This is a genomic window from Rhodococcus sp. AG1013 (assembly GCF_003350365.1).
Taxonomy (GTDB): domain Bacteria; phylum Actinomycetota; class Actinomycetes; order Mycobacteriales; family Mycobacteriaceae; genus Prescottella.
Genome location: NZ_QQAT01000022.1, coordinates 22439 through 41814, shown reverse-complemented (window position 1 = coordinate 41814; position 19376 = coordinate 22439). Strand labels below are relative to the sequence as shown.

Here is a 19376-nt window from a genome sequence, read left to right as displayed (position 1 = left end):
CCGATGACAGCCACCGAAGCCATCGAGCTCTCCTACGAGTCGACCTCGCGGTTCGCGCAGGTCCGCCCGGACCTGAAGCTGCACTACCACGAGGCGGGGGTCGGCAACGGCCCCACGATCGTGCTGCTGCACGGCGGCGGCCCGGGTGCGTCGTCCTGGTCCAACTTCGCCAGGAACATTCCCGTTCTGGCGCAGCAGTTCCACGTGATCGCCGTCGACCAGCCGGGCTACGGCCAGTCCGACAAGCCCACCGAGCACCCGCAGTACTTCCGGCACAGTGCGTCGGCGTTGAAGGACCTGCTCGACACGCTCGGCATCACCGATCGTGTTCACCTGCTGGGCAATTCGCTCGGCGGTGGCGCTGCGGTCCGATTCGCCCTGGACTACCCGGAGCGGGCCGGACGGCTCGTGCTCATGGGACCGGGCGGCCTCAGCGTCAACCTGTTCGCGCCGGACCCCACCGAGGGAGTCAAGAACCTCGGCAAGTTCAGCTACCAGCCGACGCGGGACAACCTCGAGGCGTTCCTGCGGATCATGGTGTTCGACCAGAAACTGATCACCGACGAGTTGATCGACGAGCGGTTCGCCGCGGCGAGCGCTCCGGAATCGCTGGCGGCCGCGAAGGCGATGGGGAAGTCGTTCTCCAGTTCCGAGTTCGAACTCGGCATGCTGTGGCGTGACGCCTACAAGCTGCGCCAGCGGGTGCTGCTGATCTGGGGTCGCGAGGACCGGGTCAATCCGATCGACGGCGCCCTGGTGGCGCTCAAGATGATCCCGCGCGTGCAGCTGCACGTGTTCGGTGGGTGCGGCCACTGGGCTCAGCTCGAGAAGTTCGACGAGTTCAACCGTCTCGCAGCGGACTTCCTTCTCGACGGAGGTAAGTGATGGGTATTCGTTCACTGGCGTACATGCGCATCGAGGCCACCGACATGGCCGCGTGGCGCGAGTACGGTCTCAAGGTTCTCGGGATGATCGAGGGCAAGGGCACCAACCCCGACGCCCTCTACCTGCGCATGGACGACTACCCGGCGCGCCTCGTCATCGTTCCCGGTGAGCGCGACGGGCTCTACTCCGTCGGCTGGGAATGTGCGAATGCCGAAGGTCTGCAGGAGATTCGTGAGCGCCTGGCCAAGGCCGACTGGGAGTTCGAGGAGGGCACCAAGGAGGAGGCGGCCGAACGCAACGTCGTCGAGTTCATCAAGTGCCGTGACGCCTCCGGTTCCCGCCTGGAGATCTTCCACACCGTCGCTCTGCAGCACCGCCGCATCGTGAGCCCGTACGGACACAAGTTCGTCACCGGCGAGCAGGGTCTCGGGCACGTCGTGCTCGCGACCAAGGACGACGAGGCGGACCTCGAGTTCTACCGCGACGTCCTCGGGTTCAAGCTGCGCGACTCGATGCGACTGCCTCCGCAGGTCGTCGGGCGTCCGGCAGACGGGGAGCCGGCCTGGCTGCGCTTCCTCGGTTGCAACCCGCGTCACCACAGCCTCGCGTTCGCGCCGCTGCCGAACCCCACCGGGATCGTGCACCTGATGGTCGAGGTCGAGAACTCCGACGACGTCGGACTGTGCCTCGATCGCGCGCTCCGCAAGAACGTGAAGATGTCGGCGACGCTCGGCCGTCACGTCAACGATCTGATGCTCTCGTTCTACATGAAGACCCCGGGCGGATTCGATGTCGAATTCGGTTGTGAGGGGCTCGAGGTCGAGGACGAGAAGTGGATCGCGAAGGAGAGCACCGCTGTGAGTCTGTGGGGGCACGACTTCACGGTGGGGTTCAAGTAAATGTCCGGCCATGAGACGTCCAGAGTGGGAACGGGAACGGAGATCGATCCGCGACAGTTCCGGACCGTCCTCGGTCAGTTCTGCACCGGCGTCACGATCATCACGACCATGGACGACGGTGTGCCCGTCGGGTTCGCGTGCCAGTCGTTCGCGGCGTTGTCGCTCGAACCGCCGCTGGTGCTGTTCTGCCCCACCAAGGGGTCGCGGTCGTGGGCGGCGATCGAGCGGACCGGGCGATTCTGCGTGAACGTGCTCGCGGAGGAACAGCAGTCCACCTGCGCCCGGTTCGGGTCGCGGGAACCGGATAAGTTCGCCGGAATCGACTGGACTCCATCGCCGTTGGGGTCGCCGATCCTCGACGGCTCGCTCGCGCACATCGACTGCACGGTCGAGACGGTGCACGACGGCGGCGACCACTACGTGGTCTTCGGACGGGTCCACTCGATGAGTGAGATCAAGACCGAGAGGCCGCTGCTGTTCTACCGCGGCCAGTACACCGGGATCGAGCCGGACAAGACGGTGCCGGCGAAGTGGCGGGACGACCTCGAGGCGTTCCTCACGACCGCCAGCGAGGACACCTGGTTGTAGGCTCCGCCCATCGGGGGGATAGCTCCATCAGATGATGGATTGGGGAAAGAGTTGAAGGGTCCCTTCACACGCTCACCGCGTGTGAAGGGACCCTTCAACTCGTTGGGGGCCTTCATCGGGACGGCGTGCGGGTCTAGGATTGGGATTGGTACACACGAGGTAGCCCCGCTGGGCGCCGCGTGATCCGGCGGTCACCGCATTCCTGAAATCGAATGCGTACCGCGAAATCCATTACCCGAGTGCCTGATCGGCGCGGGTGTGTTCACGACTTGCGTGACGCGTCGACGGTCGCCTCCAGTTGAGGATGTGAGATCCATGGCCAAGACGCTCAGTATGAGCGATTCCGTTGTCATCGACCGACCGATCGCGGATGTGTTCAGCTACCTCTCCGATCCGGACAAGGCCACCGAATGGTCGAGCGACGTCGTCGATTACCGGATGGTCTCCGGTGCTCCCGACGAGGTGGGTTCGGTCGCGTCGACCACTCTCAAGGTTGCCGGCGTGAAGGTCGAGGCGACGGAGGAGATCACCGCGTACGAGGAGAACAAGCGGATCGGGTTCGAGTCGCGCGACTCGCGCGTCGAGTACACCCGCGAGCTCGACTTCGACGGGGACGGCGACGGGGCGACGCGGGTGACGTTCAAGGTGGACGCCAAGCCCAGTCCGGGACTGTTCAAGTTCGCCGACTCGGTCGCGATGAAGCTGTACGCCCGCGACGTGCACGGCAATCTGGAGAACGCCAAGACGATTCTCGAGACCCCGAACGGCTGAAGGATCCCTTCACGCGCCGACAGCGCACGAAGGGGCCCTTCAGCTTTCGACAGCAGGCTCAGCGGACGGTGAACTCCGCGGATGTGCCGGTGAAGGGGGACACCGCGCCGTCCGGGGCCTTGCGGTCGCCGAAGTGCTGGATCCGGTACGTGCCCGACGGAGTTCCGGTCGGGACGTCCCAGGTGATGCGCGCGATCGATGCGCCCAGGCCTTCGCGGCGCCACCGGTACTTGGTGGCCCAGTCGCCGTCGTCGGCGTGCCGCACCCAGCGGCCGCCGTCGCGGCGCTGCACCTCGAAATACGTTCCGCGGCGGTGCAGGTCGTTCTTGGGATGTCCGGTGACGAACTCGACGGCCACCTGATCGCCCACCCCGGCGCTGCCGGCGGGCTGGACCACCACGTCACCGAACGCGCGTCCGGGCAGTGGCTCGTCGACCGGGAAGTCCTGCCCGAAGCCGGGCTGGAAGCCGGACAGGTCGCGCGGTGCCGGGCCGCGGGGGACGTCGGCACCGGTCTTCATCGCCGCGGCCAACTTCGCGAACCCCTGCTGGTAGGCGGGCAGGGTGTTGCGGCCGAACAGCGTCGAACCACCCTCGTACTGCTGGGCGTCGTACTCCTCGGGCGTCGTGCAGTAGCTCGAGTACGCGTTGGCGTAGCCCTGGAAGATGACGTTCTCCAAAGGGACTCCGAGTTCCTCGGCGACGGTGCGGCGAATCCGCAGGCCCGAGACGATGGTGAACTCGGCCGGTCCGCCGACCACGTAGATGTCGCCGATCCGGATGATCTGGATCTTGACCACGTGCGGCACCCAGCCGTCCGGAGGCAGCAGGCCGACGGGCACCAGCACCAGCTTGGGGGCCTGCGCGTCGGCGAGCCACTGCGGGGTGGGGGTGTCGATGCCGCCGAGGGCGCCGATCAGCGGGTTGCGGGTGCCCTCGGTGAAGATCTCGATCGCGGGGCCGTCCTCGGTGCTACCCGCAGCCATCGCGGCGCCCACGCACGCGGGTGCGGTGCGGCGCGGCTGCCCGTCGGACGTGTACTTGCCGTCCACCAGCTGGTCGGCCATGTCCAGGTAGATGATTCGGCTGTCGACGGTGGTCGACGCCAGCGGTGACGCAGCCTTGAACGCCGTCCGGGCCGCGGTCACCTGACGTTCACCGATGAGCCGCGCGTTCTCGAACTCGTCGGCGGTGGGGCCGTGTCCGGGCTCGAGGTCGAGATTGGGGGACATGTCGCCGGTGTTGGTCTGCGGGAAGCAGGCGACGAACCCGGGCGCACCGTCGAGGTAGCGCACGCCGGCGACGTCGTGCTCCCAGAAGTACGCGGCCGCACCCTTGTTGTCGCCCGAGATCAGGTGGTTCTTGTTGGTGAGCGATGCGCCATGCGTGGGGAACCAGCCGATGCCGCCGACGTTGTCGCCGCCCTGGCTGATCTTGAGCACCCGCATCGAGGTGTCGATTCCGAGCGGGTAGTAGTCCTTGTCGCGCTGCGGGTTCCGATCGAATGCTGCACGCGAACGATTCACGCTCGCGTCCTTCAGCTCGCTGCGTCCGTAGGAGACGACACCCGCGGCGAGGTTGTCGTGCGCGGCGACGATCGCCTCGACCATGCCGTCGACCTCGGCGCCGAACACCTGCGGCTGGAAGCCGAGAGTCGCGAGGCTGTACGCGTAGTCCTGCGACGCACCGCCACATGCCGCGTGCGAGTGCACGGCCGTGAGCATCACGTTCTTCTCGGTGTAGAGGCCACCGAACTTCGCGGCCAGCCGGGCCAGGACCGCGTCGTGCACGGCCTGGAACACCATGCAGGTATCGGCGCATGCGTAGACGACGCGGTTGTCGTCGGCATCGGCGAAGATGTACGCGCGGACCCGGGTCCGCTGATGCAGACCCTCCGCGCGCTGCTCGAAGCTCGAGTAGCCCATCATGCCGTTCTCGGCGACAGGGCCCGTCATGTCGGACAGGCCGACGCCCACCCGGAATCCCTGGCTGTCGGCGGCGCGACGCGCGGGTGCGGCGGTGGTTCTGGGCAGAGCGTGTGCGGTGGCACCGGCAACTGCTGCGAGCGCCGGTGCGGCGGCGGCTCCGGCCAGCACGGTGCGTCGACTGATCGTCACGACGAAGTCCTTTGCGCGAGGTCGAGAATCATTACTTGATCAAACGTCCAAGTCTTCAAGCACACACCAGTAGGTCTCGTTTCGCAAGGGTTCTTCCGTCGAGTGTCGTCCCGGTTCAGACCTTCGCCGCGTCCCCGAAGGTCATCTGCAGGTCGGGGATCGTGGTGGTCATCAAGGCTCGCCGCGGCAGGCCGAGGGACCGGAGTTCGGTGGCGATCGGGTGGTTACCCAGACGCAGTTCGGCGCCACCGAGCCGCGACCGGACGCCGCTTGGATTCATGTCCCAGGCCGTGTGCCGGGTGACGCCGTCGACGTGCGAGTACGCCTCGAGTGAGGTGTTGGCGCCGCCGCCGGGTGTCGGGATGCCCTGCTTGACGGTGAGTTCCGCGATGAGCCGGCCGTCCTGGCTGACCTTGCCACGGCGGACGTCACTGGTGTGGTCGGCCTCGAAGTCGGCCAGGATCTTGGGGAATCCCCAGATCCCACGGCCCGCGGCCAGGGTGAACTCGCCGTCGACGGGCAGTTGGTGAATGAGGGCGCCGGCCTGCCCCGTGGCCAGTGCCCGCAGGTCGCCGAGCACCGACGACCGTCCCCGGCCACGGTGGTTGCGGACCATGAACGTGACGCCGAATTCGTTGTACGGGCCGAGGTCTCCGTCCACGTAGTCGACGAACACCAGGCCACACAGGCCGCGCCCGGGGCGGAACTGCAGGATCTCGAGCCCGGTGTAGTCGATGAGCGCCTGGGCGGCCGCGGTCGGGACCGAGTACATCGCCATGAACGCGGTGGCGGCGCGGATCTCGACGGGCATGTCGACCCGTCGGCCGAGCACCTCATGTGAACTCACTCCGACACCACCCCGCGCAGTCCGTCGGCGCCGTAGACCTGTTCGAGCATCGACGTGAAGTCGGGTCCGCGGCGCAGCATCTGGCCGCCGTCGACGTTGATCACCTGCCCGGTGATCCACGTGGACTCCGGACCGAGCAGGAACTTGGCGAGCCCGGCGATGTCGTCCACCTCGCCGACTCGCGCGAGGGGAGTGCACGCCATGTAGTCGTCGAGGATCGGTCCGCCGTCGGTGATCATCGCGACCAGATCGGTCCGGGTCAGTCCCGGACGGATGCCGTTGACGCGAACCCCGCTGGCGCCCAGTTCGTCCGCGGCGAGCTGGACGAGATGATCGACGCCGGACTTGGAGACGCCGTAGGCGCCGAACCAGCGGTGCGTGTTGCTGGCGGCGATCGACGAGATCGCGACGATCGCGCCGCCGCCGGCCGCGACGAGCGCGCGGGCCCCGTGCTTGATGGTGAGCATCGTGCCGGTGACGTTGAGGTCGACGGTGCGGCGCCACGCGTCGGCGTCGAGCTGCGTGATGGGTGCGATGGTCTCGTTGCCGCCGGCGCACGCGACGACGCCGTCCAGTCGCCCGGTGGTCTCCATCGCGCGGGCCACGGCACGGGCGACGTCGGCCTCGTCGGTGACGTCCGCCGCGACGGTGGAGATCGACCCGCCCGACGCGAACGCACCGGTCGCGGCGATCTTCTCGGCCGCGGTCGACAGCTTGTCCGCGCTGCGGCCGCAGATCGTGACGTGGGCACCCTCGGCGACCAGAGCCTGCGCGATGCCCAGGCCGATGCCGCTGCCACCTCCTGTGACCAGGATCGATCGTCCGGTGAAGGTCCCGGATACGCCGTCCGAACTCATCACGTCTCCCCTCGTGTGTCCGATACCCCGCCGATAGTAGGAACAAGTTCTACTATCGGGGCAGGTTTGGGTGATTGTCGAGGCCTTCCAGTTTGTCCGTACGGACCGAGGAGCACCGGATGACGATCGTGAACAACGTGAAGGACACGGATCTGCTCGACGGGCGTTTCTACGCCGGCGAACTGGGTGACCCCCGCGCGGCGTACGCGTGGATGCGGGCGCATCAACCGGTGTTCCGGGACCGGAACGGGATGGCGGCCGCGACGACGTATGCGGCGCTGATCGCCGCCGAGCGCGCTCCGGGCCTGTTCTCCAACGCGGGCGGGATCCGCCCCGAGACCGGCCCGTTGCCGCAGATGATCGACATGGACGACCCCGCACACCTGCAGCGCCGGCGGCTCGTGAACACCGGCTTCACCCGCAAGAAGGTGGAGGCGAAGATCGGGCGGATCCGTGAGATCTGCGATCAGTTGATCGACGCGGTGTGCGAGAAGGGGGAGTGCGACTTCGTCGCCGACCTCGCGGCGCCGCTGCCGATGGCGGTCATCGGCGACATGCTCGGGGTTCGGGCCGAGGAGCGCGAGACGTTCCTGCGCTGGTCCGACGATCTGGTGAAGGCATTGGGCAGCAACGCGACCGAGGAACAGTTGAAGGCGATGATGGACGCGTACGTCGCGTTCAACGAGTTCACGTTCCGCACCATCGCGGAGCGGCGGGAGAACCCCACCGACGACCTGATCAGCATCCTCGTGCACGCCGAGATCGACGGCCGGCGACTCGACGACCAGGAGATCGTGAACGAGTCGCTGCTGATCCTCATCGGCGGTGACGAGACCACCCGGCATGTCCTCAGCGGCGGCATGGAACAGCTGATGCGGCACGAGGATCAGCGCGACCGACTGGTGGCCGATCCGTCGGGCATTCCGCTGGCGATCGAGGAGATGCTGCGCTGGGTGTCGCCGATCAAGAACATGGCCCGCACGCTCACCCGCGACACCACGTTCCTCGGAACCGACCTGAAGGAGGGTGAGAAGATGCTGCTGCTCTTCGAGTCCGCCAACTTCGACGGGGCCGTGTTCGACGACCCGGACCGCTTCGACATCGGACGCTCCCCGAACCCGCACGTGGCCTTCGGCTTCGGTGCCCACTTCTGCCTCGGCAACCAGTTGGCCCGGCTCGAGGGGAACATGATGTTCGACCGCCTCCTGGCCCGGCTGCCCGACATGGCCCTGGCGACGAGCGAGCCACTGTCGCGGCGGCCGGCGAACTTCGTGTCAGGGCTCGAGGCGATGCCGGTGAAATTTACTGCAGCGCAGCATAGTTGAGGTCGTGGCGGGTCATCCCGGTTCGCCGTTGAAACGGGCCTCCATCGTCGGGGACAGCGGGATCCGGTGCACGATCCGCTCGGTGAGCGGCAGCGCACGGATCGCGGTGATCGCGTCCCACTTGAACGCGCCGCACTCGCCGGTCGGCAGACCCGGTGCCCGCAGGCCGAGTCCGTTCTCGTTGACGAGCCAGACGATCGGTGGCGTCGGCTGATCGATACGGCAGGGTTGTTCGTCGGGCGGTTCGGAGGGGAGCCGGTAGCCGGCGATGATCGCCGTCATGTCGCCCCCGCGACGCTCCTCGACCCACGAGACGGTGTGGTCGTCGGCGACGCTGGCATCCCCGTCGTCTACGCACGTGACGACGCGGACCGGGGCGAAGTCGTCCGGGATCGGCATCGGGTCGGGCACGGGCGGCGCGGTCTGGGGCAGACCCGAGAATCCGAGGAGATTGCCGGCCAGACAGGTCGGTTCCACCAGGTCGGGCACGGTCGTCGGCGTGGTCGGTTGCGGCGCCGCGGTGGTGGCGTTGTCGCCCGACGATCCACAACCGGCCAGTAGTACGACCGCAGTCATCCCCACGAAAATCCTTGAAGCCCCCATATCGGGCAGCCTACGTTCACGATTTCCCTCCCGATCGAAACCGACTGTTTGTCCGCCAGTCGGTGAGCAGTCGGAAAGACTAAGCGCAGCTCGGGGCGGGTGCGTCCTCGGACAGCGGACTGCCGACCGGGTTCACGTACAGCACGTGCAGGACCATCGGCGTCGGGCCGAGATTGCGGCCCATGTGGACGTATCCGTGCCCGCTCGGCTCGACGATGGTTCCGCCGGCGTTGTAGATGCCGTCGGTGGTGCAGTCCGACTTGTAGTGCGTGAGCGTGCCCTCCGTGACGAGGCCGTACAGCATGCCGTCGTGGAAGTGCCAGCCCGTGGTGCCGCCGGGTGCGATCGTGATCCGGCGCAGGATGTAGTCCTGCCCGCCGACCGTGGCCTGGGCCAGGATCTCGCCGGTGACGCCCTCGCTGGGGGTCGCGGCGGCGGTTGCCGGTGCCAGGCCGAGTACGAGGGCGGCGGAGGTGGCGGCCAGTGCAATTCGGTACCGACGGCGCATCGCTGTTCCTTCCCGAACCTGCGGAGGTGCGAGAACATCGTGCGCGCCGGTCGGCCTCGACCGTGGGGTTTTCGCCTACGCGGGTGCCCCGAGATTCATCTCGTCCGGATGGAAGCCGACGCGCACGCCGTCGTCGAGGGTGGCGATGTCGGCGAGGTCCCGGTCGGTGAGCTCGAAGTCGAAGACGTCGAAGTTCTGGGCGATCCGGTTGTCGTGCACGGACTTCGGAATGACGATCAGTCCGTTCTGCAGGTGCCAGCGGATGAGGACCTGCGCGGCCGATTTGCCGTGGCGTTCGCCGATACGGGTGATGACCGGGTCGTCGAGCAGGGTGTTGGGCTTGGACGCGTTGCCCCAGCCGGAGTTGCTGGTGCCGCCGAGCGGGCTCCACGACTCCACCGCGATGCCGTGCAGGGCGGAGAAGTCCCGGATCGCGTGCTGCGGCAGGTGCGGGTGCAACTCCACCTGGTCGACGGCCGGCAGCAGGCCGCCGCGGTCGACGAGTTCCTGCAGGTGGTGCGGTTCGAAGTTGCACACGCCGACGGCCTTCGCGCGGCCCGATTCGGCGATCTTCTCCATCGCGTCCCACGTGCGCAGGCGGGTGTTCCGGTCGCGCAGCGGCCAGTGGACGAGGTACAGGTCGACGTAGTCGACGCCCAGGCGCGCGAGGCTCGCGTCGAATGCGTCGAGGGCCGGTTGGTACCCCTGGTCGGAGTTCCACAGCTTGGTGGTGACGAAGATGTCCTCGCGGGGGACCGACGCGTTCGCGATGCCGCGTCCGACGCCCTCCTCGTTGCCGTACGCGGCGGCGGTGTCGATGTGGCGGTATCCGGCGTCGTCCAAGGCGAAGCGGACGGCGTGCTCGGTCTCGTCGTTGGTCGCTTGCCACACACCGAGGCCGAGCTGAGGGATGACTGTTCCGGAATTCAGGGTGATCTCTGGAGTGGTCATGGATCCAGGCTAGGAGTTCCGGCTCAGCCCTGCTGGGAACCGGCCTCCCACATGTGGGAGAGCAGCTTGAAGCTCGGGGTGTCGTCGAGCGAGGTGATCGACTCGTAGATGCGGTCGTACGACGTCTCGACGATCCGCCAGCGGCCGTCGTCGTCGCGCCGGTACCGGTCGGTGTAGTAGCCGGCGCCGCGGATGACGCTCTTGGCGTCCGGGACGATGACGGTGTCCTCGAACGCCCACGAGCCGGACGCCCGCGACCCGTCGACGGTGAGCTCGGGGTGGTTCGCGACGTGGACGGTGGTGACCGCCGGACCGAGCGAGTCCCGCATGAAGCCGGCGAGCGTGTCGCGGCCCTCGAACACCAGCGGATCGCGCAGCGCATGCGTCCCGTACCGGGCGACGACGTCGTCCGCCAGGGTGTCCGCGAACTCGTCCCACCGCTTCAGATCCAACGTCCGGAAGTAGCGGTACTTGAGCTGCCGGAGGTCTTCGAGGGCGGCGAGTTCTTCGAGGGAACGGATGCTCACGCGCGGAGCATGGCACGTCGCATCGGCCGGCCGCAGGCGATTCGCGTCAGGATTCGCAGCAATCCGGGCGCGAGGCAGCCGGTGTGGGACAACATGTGTCGCCCCGCCACGCCTCGACGCCCTCACGCACCGCGACGACGGCGATGACGAGCGCTGCGACGGGGTCCGCCCAGGTCCAACCGACGAGGCTGTTGAGCAGCAGCCCCACCAGCAGGACTGCGGACAGGTAGGTGCACAGCAGCGTCTGCTTGGAATCCGCCACCGCGGACAGCGACCCCAGCTCCCGGCCGGCCCGGCGCTGGGCCCACGACAGCACCGGCATGATCGCCAGGCTCGCCGCGGCCAGCGCGATGCCTACCGTCGAATGCTGTGGCTCGCCCACACCGAGCAGCGAGCGGACGGCGTCGACGGTGACGTACACGGCGAGACCGAAGAACGAGAACGCGATGATCCGCAACGCCACCTTCTCCCGTGCCTCCGGGAAGCGTCCCGAGAACTGCCAGGCCACTGCGGCGGCCGACGACACCTCGATCACCGAGTCCAGTCCGAAGCCGAACAGCGCCACCGACGACACCCGGGCGCCCTCGGTGAGCGCGACGGCCGCCTCGATCATGTTGTAGGTGATGGTGGCCGCGACGAGGAACCGGATGCGGCGCGCGAGGACCGCCCGTCGATCGGACGAGACCGCGACGCCGGGCGCCATCAGCAGCAACCCTCGCTCGCGGCGGCCGGGCAGCATGCCGGGTCGACGGCGAGTACGAGGCCGATGAGGTCGCCGAGCGCGTGCCCGATCCGCGGGTCCGCGAGCTCGTACCGGCTGCGCCGGCCCTCGGGTACCGCGACGACCAGTCCGCAACCGCGTAGGCAGGCAAGGTGATTCGACACCAGCTGGCGGGAGACCCCGATGGTGTCGGCGAGATCGGACGGGTAGCCGGGGCTCGACCGCAGGCTCAGCAGGATCTGTGCGCGCGTGGGGTCGGACAACGCGTAGCCGAACCGGGCCAGCGCGTCACGGTGGACGAGGGTCTCCATGACCCAACAGTACATCCGATTCTGTATTCAGAAAAGGGTGTACAGAGGCGCGGTCGGACGTGGGCGGCCACCACCGTGGGGATGCTGGGATCATTCACAGGTGACGCGAATCAGACTGGTGGCATCCGACCTCGATGGGACCCTCCTGCGGTCCGACCGGACGGTCTCGCCGCGCACGGCGCGCGCGATGACCGCTGCACGCGACGCCGGTATCGAGGTGGTGTGGGCGACGGCCCGCGCCCGCCACTCGGTGGACACACTGGCCCGCTCGTGCGGGTTCCGCGGCGAGGCGATCTGCGCCAACGGGGCGGTCACCCTCGACCTGGCGGACGGCACCCCCGAGATCACCGGCACCGTCTCGATCGAGGTCACCGAGGCACTCGCCGCGATGGACCGCGTCCGCACCCTCGTACCGGGCGTGGTGTTCGCGAACGTCGGGCCGACGACGTTCGTCGCCGAACCCGAGTACGCCGCGCTCTGCGACTACGCCGACCACCACCGCACCCTGGACGAGATGATCCTCGAGGAGCAGTTGCCGCGGATGGGGGAGCCGATGGTCAAGATCGTCGCCCGGCATCCGGAGGTCCCCAGCCACGAGCTGTACCGGCTCGCCGTCGCGGCCGGCGTCGACGGCGTGGAGCTGACGCATTCGGGGGCGCCGTACGTGGAGATGGCCGCGTCCGGGGTGTCCAAGGCCAGCGCCCTCGCCCGGCTCTGCGCGGCGAGAGGCATTGCGGCCGATGAGGTTGCGGTGATCGGCGACGCGGTCAACGATGTGCCGATGCTGCTGTGGGCCGGCACCGCGCTGTGCCCGGAGAATGCGTTGCCGGAGGTGCGTGCGCTGGCCGACCGGGTGCTGCCGAGCAACGACGACGACGGCGTCGCGCAGTATCTCGAGGAGATCGGGGGCTGAACCGGCTTCGCCCGGCCAGGGGTGCCTCTGGCCCGAATCGTTGTCGTCGGCAATGATGCAATCCGTCGGAGAAGCGAGACGAAGGGTGCGGCTGAATGCTCAAACAGGAGCGCGCGGTGATCACGCGGAAGCAGATCATCCAGGGTGCCGCCGAGATGTTCGACCGCGTGGGATACGAACGAGCCAGTCTCGCCGAGATCGTCGCCCTGTCCGGAATCACCAAAGGGGCGCTGTATTTCCATTTCAGGTCGAAGGACGACCTCGCCGGTGTCGTCATCGAGGAACAGCACGCCATCTCGATGAACGCGGTCGTGGCCATCGGTCGTACCGGTGCTCCCGCGCTCGAACAACTGGTCATGCTCTGCTACGAGATGGGCCGGTCGATCGTCGAGGATCCGGTGGTGCGAGCGGGGATCCGCCTCACGTTGGAGATGAGCGCCGTCGGTGGGCCCCAGCGGCCCTACCTCGACTGGATCGACAGCTGTGAGCGGCTCGCGCGGGACGCCGTCGCGCAGGGCGACGTGGTCGACACGGTCGTTCCCGCCCAACTCGGACGCTTCATCGTCTCGGCTTTCACCGGCGTGCAGATCGTTTCGAATGTGCTGACTGCCCGGACGGATCTCTACGACTGCATCGACCAGATGCTCACGCTGCTGCTTCCCGGGATCGTTCCGCCGGATCGACGGAGCGAGATCGACCGGACCCTGGCGGCCCGCTGGACACCGGCCGCGGACTGAGACGAGCGGTCCGAATGACGCCGAGGGCCGGCCCGGAAATTCCGGGCCGGCCCTCGGCTGATGGGGGACGGAATCAGGCCGGCAGGCCCGCCAGCGACTCCATGCCCTTGATGTATTCCTCCGGCTGGCCGAACAGCTGCGAGCTGCCGTGGGCGCGCTTGAAGAACAGGTGCGCGTCGTGCTCCCACGTGATCGCGATGCCGCCGTGCAGCTGGATCGAATCGCCGGTGACGATGTTGAACGCCTCCGAGCAGTACGCCTTCGCGACCGCGGCGTCGGCGGCGGCCGAGGGCAGGCCCTCGCTCAGCGAGTACACCGCCGCGTACGACGCGGACCGGGCCGTCTCGACCTGGAAGTACAGCTCGGCCATGCGGTGCTTGAGGGCCTGGAAGCTGCCGATCGCGCGACCGAACTGCACGCGGTCCTTGCTGTAGTCCACCGTCATCTGCAGGCAGCGCGCGGCGGCGCCGACCTGCTCGGCGGACAGCGCGACGATCGCGATGGTGCGGACGCGCTCGAGCGCGTCCGTCGCATCGTCGGTGGTGAGCCGGACCGCCGCGGCGGAGGTGAACTCCACCAACGACATCGGCCGGGTCAGGTCCATCGTCGGCAGCTCGCGGCGGGCGACGCCCTCGGCGGACGGGTCCACCTCGAACAGCGCGATCGCGCCGTCGACCGCAGCGGCGACGATGAGCACGTCGGCGTGCGCGCCGTCGAGCACGTAGTGCGCGGTGCCCGAGACGGTGTAGCCGTCGGCGTCGCTGCCGGATGCGGTGCACGCGACCTCGTCGCTGCGCCAGTGGCCCTCGGGGCCCACCCAGCACAGTGCCGCGATCGACGAGCCCTCGGCGATGCCGGGCAGCAGGCGCTCGCACGCTTCCGTGTTGCCGGTCGCCAGGATCGCCTGCGCGGCCAGGACTGCGGAACCGAACATCGGTGACGGCGTCAGCGCGGCGCCGAGCTCCTCGAGCACCAGGTGCTGCTCGACGAGCGTGGCACCGAAGCCGCCGAACTCCTCCGGGATCGCCAGCGCCGCGACACCGACCTGCTGGCACAGCACGTCCCACAGGCCACGGTCGTAGCTCTCGCCCGACTCGAGCGTCTTGCGCAGCGCGGCCGGGTCGGCGCGCTTGGCGAGCAGCTGGGCAACCGTCTTGCGGAGTTCGATCTGCTCCTCCGCGAACACTCCGACCCCACTCACAGCGCGCTCGCAATCCGTGCGCGGTGTGCGGAAGCGGTGCCCCAGGCGGACTGCAGCGCCCGCGTCTTGGTCAGCCACAGCGACAGGTCGCACTCGAGGGTGTAGCCGATCGCGCCGTGGACCTGCAGCGCCTTGCGCGACGCCACGTACGCGGCGTTCGCGGCGGCGACCTTCGCGGCCGACACGTCGCGGGCGATGGTGTCGGAACCTTCGGCGATGGAGATCGCCGCGCCGTACACGAGCGGGGTGGCCATCTCGACGGCCACGAGGGCGTCCGAGAGGTGGTGCTTGATGGCCTGGAAGCTGCCGATGACGCGGCCGAACTGCGAACGGTTCTTGGCGTACTCGGTGGCCGTCTCGATCATCGCGTGACCGGCGCCGATCAGCTGCGCCGAGGCGGCGAGGACCGCGAGGTCGTACGCCTTCTCCGCGGCGGCGGCGACGTCCGCGCCCTGCGCGAGCGTCTCGACCGACTCGACCTCGAACAGGCGGCGAGCCGGGTCGACCGACTCGAGCTGCGTGGTCGCGCGGACCAGCTCGAGCGTGTCGCCCGAGACCCGCAGGACCGGATCCGCGATGTCACCGTCGAGCGCCCGCGGCGTGGACGGCTCGAGCACCAGCGACGCCAGCGACGCGCCCTCGGCGATGCCGGGCAGGAAGCGCTTCGCGAGCTGCTGGTCGTCGAGCGCCGACAGCAGCGCGGGGACGGCGGCGGCCGTCTCCAGGATCGGGCCCGGGACGGCGGCGCGGCCAAGCTCGATGAACGCGACGGCCAGATCGGCCGGATGCGCGCCGATGCCGTCGAACTCCTCGGGCACGGCGAGTGCGGTCACGCCGGTCTCGGCCAGCTGCTGCAGCAGTGCCAGACCCGAAGCGGTGTCGTTCCCACCCCACGACCGGACGACGGCCGGGGTGTTGGCGTTGGCGAGCATGCCGCGGAGGCTGTCCGCGAAATCGCGCTGCTCGGTGGACAGGGAGAATTTCATCGATCCGCCTTCGGGAGTCCGAGCATCCGCTCGGCAACGATGTTGCGCTGAATTTCGTTGGTGCCGGCGTAGATCGGGCCGGACAGCGAGAACAGGTACCCGTCCTGCCACTTGCCGGCGAGCTCGCCGTCGGCGCCCAGCAGGTCGAGGGCCGTCTCGTGGATGCGGACGTCGAGCTCCGACCAGAAGATCTTGTTGATCGAGCCCTCGACGCCGAGGGGGACACCCTCGAGCATGCGGGTGACCGTGCCCCACGTGTGCAGGCGGTAGGCCTCGGCGCCGATCCACGCGTCGACGACGCGGTCTCTGGAGGACGTATCGGCCGGTTCGCTCTCGGCCTTCCACACCTCGACCAGGCGATCGACCGCGGAGGTGAAGCGGCCCGGGCTGCGCAGCGACAGGCCACGCTCGTTGCTGGCGGTGCTCATCGCGACGCGCCAGCCGTTGTTGACCTCACCGACGACGTCGGTGTCCGGGACGAAGACGTCCTCGAAGAAGATCTCCGCGAAGCCGGGCTCGCCGTCGAGCTGCGGGATCGGGCGCACCGTGACGCCGTCCACGTTCAGCGGGAACATGAAGTACGTCAGGCCCTTGTGGCGCTGCGCCTCCGGGTCGGTGCGGAACATGCCGAAGCCCCAGTCGGCGTACGTGGCGCGCGAGCTCCACGTCTTCTGGCCGTTGAGGATCCAGCCGCCCTCGGTGCGGCGGGCCGTCGAACGGATGCCTGCCAGGTCGCTGCCGGCCTCCGGCTCGGACCACGCCTGCGCCCAGATGACGTCGGCGTTCGACATGCTCGGCATGATGCGCGCGAGCTGCTCCTCGGTGCCGTGCTCGAACAGCGTCGGCGCGAACAGGAAGATGCCGTTCTGGCTGACCCGCCCGGGGGCGCCGGCCTTGTAGTACTCCTCCTCGAAGAGGACCCACTCGATCATCGACGCGTCGCGGCCGCCGTACTCGACCGGCCACGCGACGGTCGACAGGCGGGCGTCGGCCAGCTTGTGCTCCCACTCGCGGTGAGCCTCGAAGCCCTCCGCGGTGTCCATCGACGGCAGCGGCTGTGCCGGGACGTTAGCCGCGAGCCATTCGCGCACTTCCAGCTGGAAGGCGCGGGCCTTTTCGTCCAGTTCGAGATCCACTATTTCGCCTTCGCTTTCATACTGTTGACGTCCATTCCACCCAGCGAGTCCCTGCCCACCTCGGCATTGTGTGCGTGGGCAAAGTGGTGCAGGCCGAACACCGAATCCATACCGGCCCGCTGACCCATCAGGTCCTCGCACTGGTTGACGGCCTTCTTGGTGAGTGCCAGACCGAAGCGCGGCATCTCCGCGACACGGCCGGCGAGAGCGAGCGTCTCGGCCTCGAGGTCGGTGCGCGGCACCACCCGATTGACCATGCCCACCTCGTACGCGCGCTGCGCGGTGAAGCGGTCGCCGGTGAACAGGATCTCCTTCGCGAACCGCGACCCCAGCACCCACGGGTGCGCGAAGTACTCGACACCCGGGATGCCCATCCGGACAACGGGATCCGAGAAGAACGCGTCCTCCGACGCGACGATCAGGTCGCAGCACCATGCGAGCATCAGGCCGCCGGCGATGCACGCGCCGTGGATCTGGGCGATCATCGGCTTCGGGATCTCCCGCCAGCGGCGGCACATCCCCAGGTACACCTCGGTCTCGCGGGCGAAACGCTGGTCACCGCCAGGCTTGTCGAGGTGATCCCACCACAGGGCGGCCTTGTTCTCGTAGTGCACGTGATGGTCGCGACCCTGCGTGCCGATGTCGTGGCCGCCGCTGAAGTGCTCGCCGTTCCCGGCCAGCACTATCACCTTCACGTCGTCGTCCTCGACGGCCCGCACGAATGCGGCGTCGAGCGCGTACGTCATCACCGAGTTCTGCGCGTTGCGGAAGTCGGGACGGTTCATCGTCACGTACGCGACATGGTCGCGGACCTCGTACGTGACGACATCGCCCTCGTCGGGAACATCGCCCCGATCGGAAACACTGTGGGCGACGGTCATTCCTTGCCCTCGCGCAGATCGTTCTTGAGGACCTTGCCCGACGGGTTGCGCGGCAGTGCGCCGACGACCGTCACCTCGCGCGGAATCTTGAAGTTCGCCAGGCGCTCCTTGCAGAACGCGATGACATCCTCCGCGGTCACGGTGACGCCGGGCCTCGGTACGACGTAGGCGCGGCCCACCTCGCCCATCCGCTCGTCGGGGATGCCGATCACGGCCGCCTCGGCGAGGGAATCCATTCGTGCGAGGGCGTTCTCGATCTCGGCGGGGTACACGTTGAAGCCGCCCGAGATGTACATGTCCTTGAGGCGGTCGGTGATGTCGAGGTAGCCGCGCTCGTCGAGCACGCCGACGTCTCCGGTGTGTAGCCAGCCGTCCGGATCGATCGTCTTCTTCGTCGACTCGGGGTCGTCCAGGTAGCCGAGCATGACGTTGTCGCCGCGCACCAGGATCTCGCCGTGGTCGCCGATCCTGACTTCCATGCCGGGGATCGCGCGACCGGACGACGTCGACACGGTGACCGGGTCGTCGTCGGTGCGGCACATCGTCACCACGACGGCCTCGGTCTGGCCGTAGGCGGTGATGACGGCGTCGTAGCCGAGTTCGGCCTGCATGCGCTCGACGAGAACGACGGGCACCGCGGCGGCGCCGGTGATCGCGACGCGCAGGCTCGACAGGTCGTACTCGTCGCGGGTCGGGAAGTCGAGGATCGTCTGGTGGATGGTCGGGGCGCCCGGCAGCACGCTGATCTTCTCGTTCGCGATCGTCGTCATGATCGTGGGGACGTCGAAGACCGCGGCCGGCACGATGGTGGCGCCACGCAGGATGCACACCATGATTCCGGCCTTGTAGCCGAACGTGTGGAAGAACGGGTTGATGACGAGGTAACGGTCGTTGCTGTCGACCTCGGCGCAGTCCGCCCACGCGTCGGCGATGCCGACGGTCTGGCGGTGAGCCGTCATGACGCCCTTGCTCTTCCCGGTGGTCCCGGACGTGAACAGGATGTCGGCGACGTCATCGGGGGAGACGGCGCGAGCACGCGCATCAGCGTCGTCGGCGGAAACCGGCTCGGCAGCGGCCGCGAGCTGATCCCACTCGAGGATCTCGCCGCCGGGGAACTCGGTGGTCGGGGCGCCGGCGGAGGGATCGTCCGACGGCGTGCGGAGCACGAGCTTCAGCGTCGGGATGCCCTCGGGTCCGGCGGCCTTCAGGACGTCCGCGAGGCGATCGTTCTTGAGGAAGCGATCGGGGACGACCAGGACCTTCGCCCGGGTGCGCTCGAGCAGGTCGAGGGCCTCGTGACCGGTGTAGCGGGTGCTGATCGGGACGAGCGTCGCGCCGACGTACTGCGCGGCGAGGAACGCCTCGATCCAGTGATGAGTGTTGGGGGCCCACACCGCGACGCGGTCGCCCGCCTCGACGCCCTTCGCCATGAACGCCCGGGCCGCGAGGCGGACCCGTTCGAGCAGCTCGGTGTAGGTGGTCCGGTCGGATCCGTCCGCTACAGCCTCGTTCGATCCGAATTGCTCAGCGGCGCGCCACAGCGCAGCCGGGGTCGTCCGGGGCTCGGTGGTCACATTCGTGCTCACAATCTCTCCTCAACGAGGCAGAACCTC

The 19376-nt window shown here is 68.2% G+C and carries 21 protein-coding genes; 7 read left to right on the top strand and 14 right to left on the bottom strand.

Going from position 1 to position 19376, the window contains the following annotated elements:
- The first annotated feature begins 3 nt into the window (after positions 1-3).
- The 4 genes from hsaD (at position 4) to DEU38_RS22580 (ending at position 3143) form a co-directional block, all read left to right on the top strand.
- A complete protein-coding gene (hsaD, locus tag DEU38_RS22595; RefSeq protein ID WP_114723640.1) occupies positions 4-885 on the top strand; it encodes a 4,5:9,10-diseco-3-hydroxy-5,9,17-trioxoandrosta-1(10),2-diene-4-oate hydrolase in 882 nt (293 codons plus the stop codon).
- Positions 885-1784, top strand: coding sequence for an iron-dependent extradiol dioxygenase HsaC (gene hsaC, locus DEU38_RS22590; RefSeq protein ID WP_114723639.1), 900 nt, complete (start codon positions 885-887; stop codon positions 1782-1784). Before hsaD ends, hsaC begins: the two co-directional genes overlap by 1 nt.
- A complete protein-coding gene (gene hsaB / locus DEU38_RS22585) occupies positions 1785-2372 on the top strand; it encodes a 3-hydroxy-9,10-secoandrosta-1,3,5(10)-triene-9,17-dione monooxygenase reductase subunit (protein WP_114723638.1) in 588 nt (195 codons plus the stop codon).
- A 333-nt stretch (positions 2373-2705) separates the two neighbouring features.
- Complete coding sequence (locus DEU38_RS22580; protein WP_254622793.1) at positions 2706-3143, top strand: SRPBCC family protein; 438 nt, start codon at positions 2706-2708, stop codon at positions 3141-3143.
- A gap of 58 nt (positions 3144-3201) precedes the next feature.
- Here the strand turns inward: DEU38_RS22580 and DEU38_RS22575 are convergent, their stop codons facing one another.
- The 3 genes from DEU38_RS22575 to DEU38_RS22565 form a co-directional block, all read right to left on the bottom strand.
- Complete coding sequence (locus DEU38_RS22575; RefSeq protein WP_114723636.1) at positions 3202-5259, bottom strand: neutral/alkaline ceramidase; 2058 nt, start codon at positions 5257-5259, stop codon at positions 3202-3204.
- A gap of 115 nt (positions 5260-5374) precedes the next feature.
- The gene (locus DEU38_RS22570; RefSeq protein WP_114723635.1) at positions 5375-6106 is read right to left on the bottom strand and encodes an acetoacetate decarboxylase family protein; all 732 of its coding nucleotides are present in this window, start codon (positions 6104-6106) and stop codon (positions 5375-5377) included.
- Positions 6103-6963, bottom strand: a complete 861-nt coding sequence (locus tag DEU38_RS22565) for an SDR family oxidoreductase (RefSeq protein ID WP_114723634.1) — start codon at positions 6961-6963, stop codon at positions 6103-6105. Before DEU38_RS22565 ends, DEU38_RS22570 begins: the two co-directional genes overlap by 4 nt.
- Positions 6964-7082: 119 nt before the next feature.
- Here DEU38_RS22565 and DEU38_RS22560 point away from each other — a divergent pair, with 119 nt between their 5' ends.
- Positions 7083-8288: a cytochrome P450 gene (locus tag DEU38_RS22560; RefSeq protein ID WP_114723697.1), complete on the top strand. Its 1206-nt coding sequence runs from the start codon at positions 7083-7085 to the stop codon at positions 8286-8288.
- 12 nt (positions 8289-8300) lie between these two features.
- Here the strand turns inward: DEU38_RS22560 and DEU38_RS22555 are convergent, their stop codons facing one another.
- The 6 genes from DEU38_RS22555 to DEU38_RS22530 all read right to left on the bottom strand — a co-directional run bounded on the left by DEU38_RS22555 (position 8301) and on the right by DEU38_RS22530 (position 11909).
- Positions 8301-8864: a hypothetical protein gene (locus DEU38_RS22555; RefSeq protein WP_258558107.1), complete on the bottom strand. Its 564-nt coding sequence runs from the start codon at positions 8862-8864 to the stop codon at positions 8301-8303.
- A 106-nt stretch (positions 8865-8970) separates the two neighbouring features.
- Positions 8971-9399, bottom strand: a complete 429-nt coding sequence (locus DEU38_RS22550) for a cupin domain-containing protein (RefSeq protein WP_114723632.1) — start codon at positions 9397-9399, stop codon at positions 8971-8973.
- A 75-nt stretch (positions 9400-9474) separates the two neighbouring features.
- Positions 9475-10350, bottom strand: coding sequence for an aldo/keto reductase (locus tag DEU38_RS22545; protein WP_114723631.1), 876 nt, complete (start codon positions 10348-10350; stop codon positions 9475-9477).
- Between the two features lie 23 nt (positions 10351-10373).
- Positions 10374-10877, bottom strand: a complete 504-nt coding sequence (locus tag DEU38_RS22540; RefSeq protein WP_254622795.1) for a nuclear transport factor 2 family protein — start codon at positions 10875-10877, stop codon at positions 10374-10376.
- 46 nt (positions 10878-10923) lie between these two features.
- The gene (locus DEU38_RS22535) at positions 10924-11616 is read right to left on the bottom strand and encodes a cation transporter (protein WP_114723630.1); all 693 of its coding nucleotides are present in this window, start codon (positions 11614-11616) and stop codon (positions 10924-10926) included.
- Positions 11580-11909, bottom strand: coding sequence for a helix-turn-helix transcriptional regulator (locus tag DEU38_RS22530; RefSeq protein ID WP_114723629.1), 330 nt, complete (start codon positions 11907-11909; stop codon positions 11580-11582). Before DEU38_RS22530 ends, DEU38_RS22535 begins: the two co-directional genes overlap by 37 nt.
- A gap of 100 nt (positions 11910-12009) precedes the next feature.
- Between DEU38_RS22530 and DEU38_RS22525 the strand changes: the two genes are divergently transcribed.
- Positions 12010-12822 (top strand): HAD-IIB family hydrolase, encoded by an 813-nt coding sequence (locus DEU38_RS22525; RefSeq protein WP_114723628.1) that lies wholly within the window; start codon positions 12010-12012, stop codon positions 12820-12822.
- 95 nt (positions 12823-12917) lie between these two features.
- Positions 12918-13559 (top strand): ScbR family autoregulator-binding transcription factor, encoded by a 642-nt coding sequence (locus DEU38_RS22520; protein WP_114723627.1) that lies wholly within the window; start codon positions 12918-12920, stop codon positions 13557-13559.
- Between the two features lie 73 nt (positions 13560-13632).
- Here DEU38_RS22520 and DEU38_RS22515 read toward each other — a convergent pair whose 3' ends face one another.
- The 5 genes from DEU38_RS22515 to DEU38_RS22495 are packed head-to-tail and all read right to left on the bottom strand — an operon-like array spanning position 13633 to position 19337.
- The gene (locus DEU38_RS22515; RefSeq protein WP_258558106.1) at positions 13633-14760 is read right to left on the bottom strand and encodes an acyl-CoA dehydrogenase family protein; all 1128 of its coding nucleotides are present in this window, start codon (positions 14758-14760) and stop codon (positions 13633-13635) included.
- Positions 14757-15746, bottom strand: coding sequence for an acyl-CoA dehydrogenase family protein (locus tag DEU38_RS22510; RefSeq protein WP_114723625.1), 990 nt, complete (start codon positions 15744-15746; stop codon positions 14757-14759). Before DEU38_RS22510 ends, DEU38_RS22515 begins: the two co-directional genes overlap by 4 nt.
- On the bottom strand, positions 15743-16882 hold the full coding sequence (locus DEU38_RS22505) for an acyl-CoA dehydrogenase family protein (RefSeq protein WP_114723624.1): 1140 nt from the start codon (positions 16880-16882) through the stop codon (positions 15743-15745). Before DEU38_RS22505 ends, DEU38_RS22510 begins: the two co-directional genes overlap by 4 nt.
- On the bottom strand, positions 16882-17763 hold the full coding sequence (locus DEU38_RS22500) for an enoyl-CoA hydratase (RefSeq protein ID WP_114723623.1): 882 nt from the start codon (positions 17761-17763) through the stop codon (positions 16882-16884). Before DEU38_RS22500 ends, DEU38_RS22505 begins: the two co-directional genes overlap by 1 nt.
- The gene (locus tag DEU38_RS22495; RefSeq protein ID WP_114723622.1) at positions 17760-19337 is read right to left on the bottom strand and encodes a FadD3 family acyl-CoA ligase; all 1578 of its coding nucleotides are present in this window, start codon (positions 19335-19337) and stop codon (positions 17760-17762) included. Before DEU38_RS22495 ends, DEU38_RS22500 begins: the two co-directional genes overlap by 4 nt.
- Between the last annotated feature and the right edge of the window lie 39 nt (positions 19338-19376).

Excerpts from the sequence above, each read along its gene's own strand:
- hsaD (WP_114723640.1), top strand. The coding sequence starts at position 4 with ATGACAGCCACCGAAGCCATCGAGCTCTCCTACGAGTCGACCTCGCGG.
- DEU38_RS22560 (WP_114723697.1), top strand. The coding sequence starts at position 7,083 with ATGACGATCGTGAACAACGTGAAGGACACGGATCTGCTCGACGGGCGT.
- DEU38_RS22565 (WP_114723634.1), bottom strand. The coding sequence starts at position 6,963 with ATGAGTTCGGACGGCGTATCCGGGACCTTCACCGGACGATCGATCCTG.
- DEU38_RS22535 (WP_114723630.1), bottom strand. The coding sequence starts at position 11,616 with ATGCTGCCCGGCCGCCGCGAGCGAGGGTTGCTGCTGATGGCGCCCGGC.
- DEU38_RS22580 (WP_254622793.1), top strand. The coding sequence starts at position 2,706 with ATGAGCGATTCCGTTGTCATCGACCGACCGATCGCGGATGTGTTCAGC.
- hsaB (WP_114723638.1), top strand. The coding sequence starts at position 1,785 with ATGTCCGGCCATGAGACGTCCAGAGTGGGAACGGGAACGGAGATCGAT.
- DEU38_RS22510 (WP_114723625.1), bottom strand. The coding sequence starts at position 15,746 with ATGAAATTCTCCCTGTCCACCGAGCAGCGCGATTTCGCGGACAGCCTC.
- DEU38_RS22555 (WP_258558107.1), bottom strand. The coding sequence starts at position 8,864 with ATGACTGCGGTCGTACTACTGGCCGGTTGTGGATCGTCGGGCGACAAC.
- DEU38_RS22550 (WP_114723632.1), bottom strand. The coding sequence starts at position 9,399 with ATGCGCCGTCGGTACCGAATTGCACTGGCCGCCACCTCCGCCGCCCTC.
- DEU38_RS22545 (WP_114723631.1), bottom strand. The coding sequence starts at position 10,350 with ATGACCACTCCAGAGATCACCCTGAATTCCGGAACAGTCATCCCTCAG.
- hsaC (WP_114723639.1), top strand. The coding sequence starts at position 885 with ATGGGTATTCGTTCACTGGCGTACATGCGCATCGAGGCCACCGACATG.
- DEU38_RS22530 (WP_114723629.1), bottom strand. The coding sequence starts at position 11,909 with ATGGAGACCCTCGTCCACCGTGACGCGCTGGCCCGGTTCGGCTACGCG.
- DEU38_RS22500 (WP_114723623.1), bottom strand. The coding sequence starts at position 17,763 with ATGACCGTCGCCCACAGTGTTTCCGATCGGGGCGATGTTCCCGACGAG.
- DEU38_RS22520 (WP_114723627.1), top strand. The coding sequence starts at position 12,918 with ATGCTCAAACAGGAGCGCGCGGTGATCACGCGGAAGCAGATCATCCAG.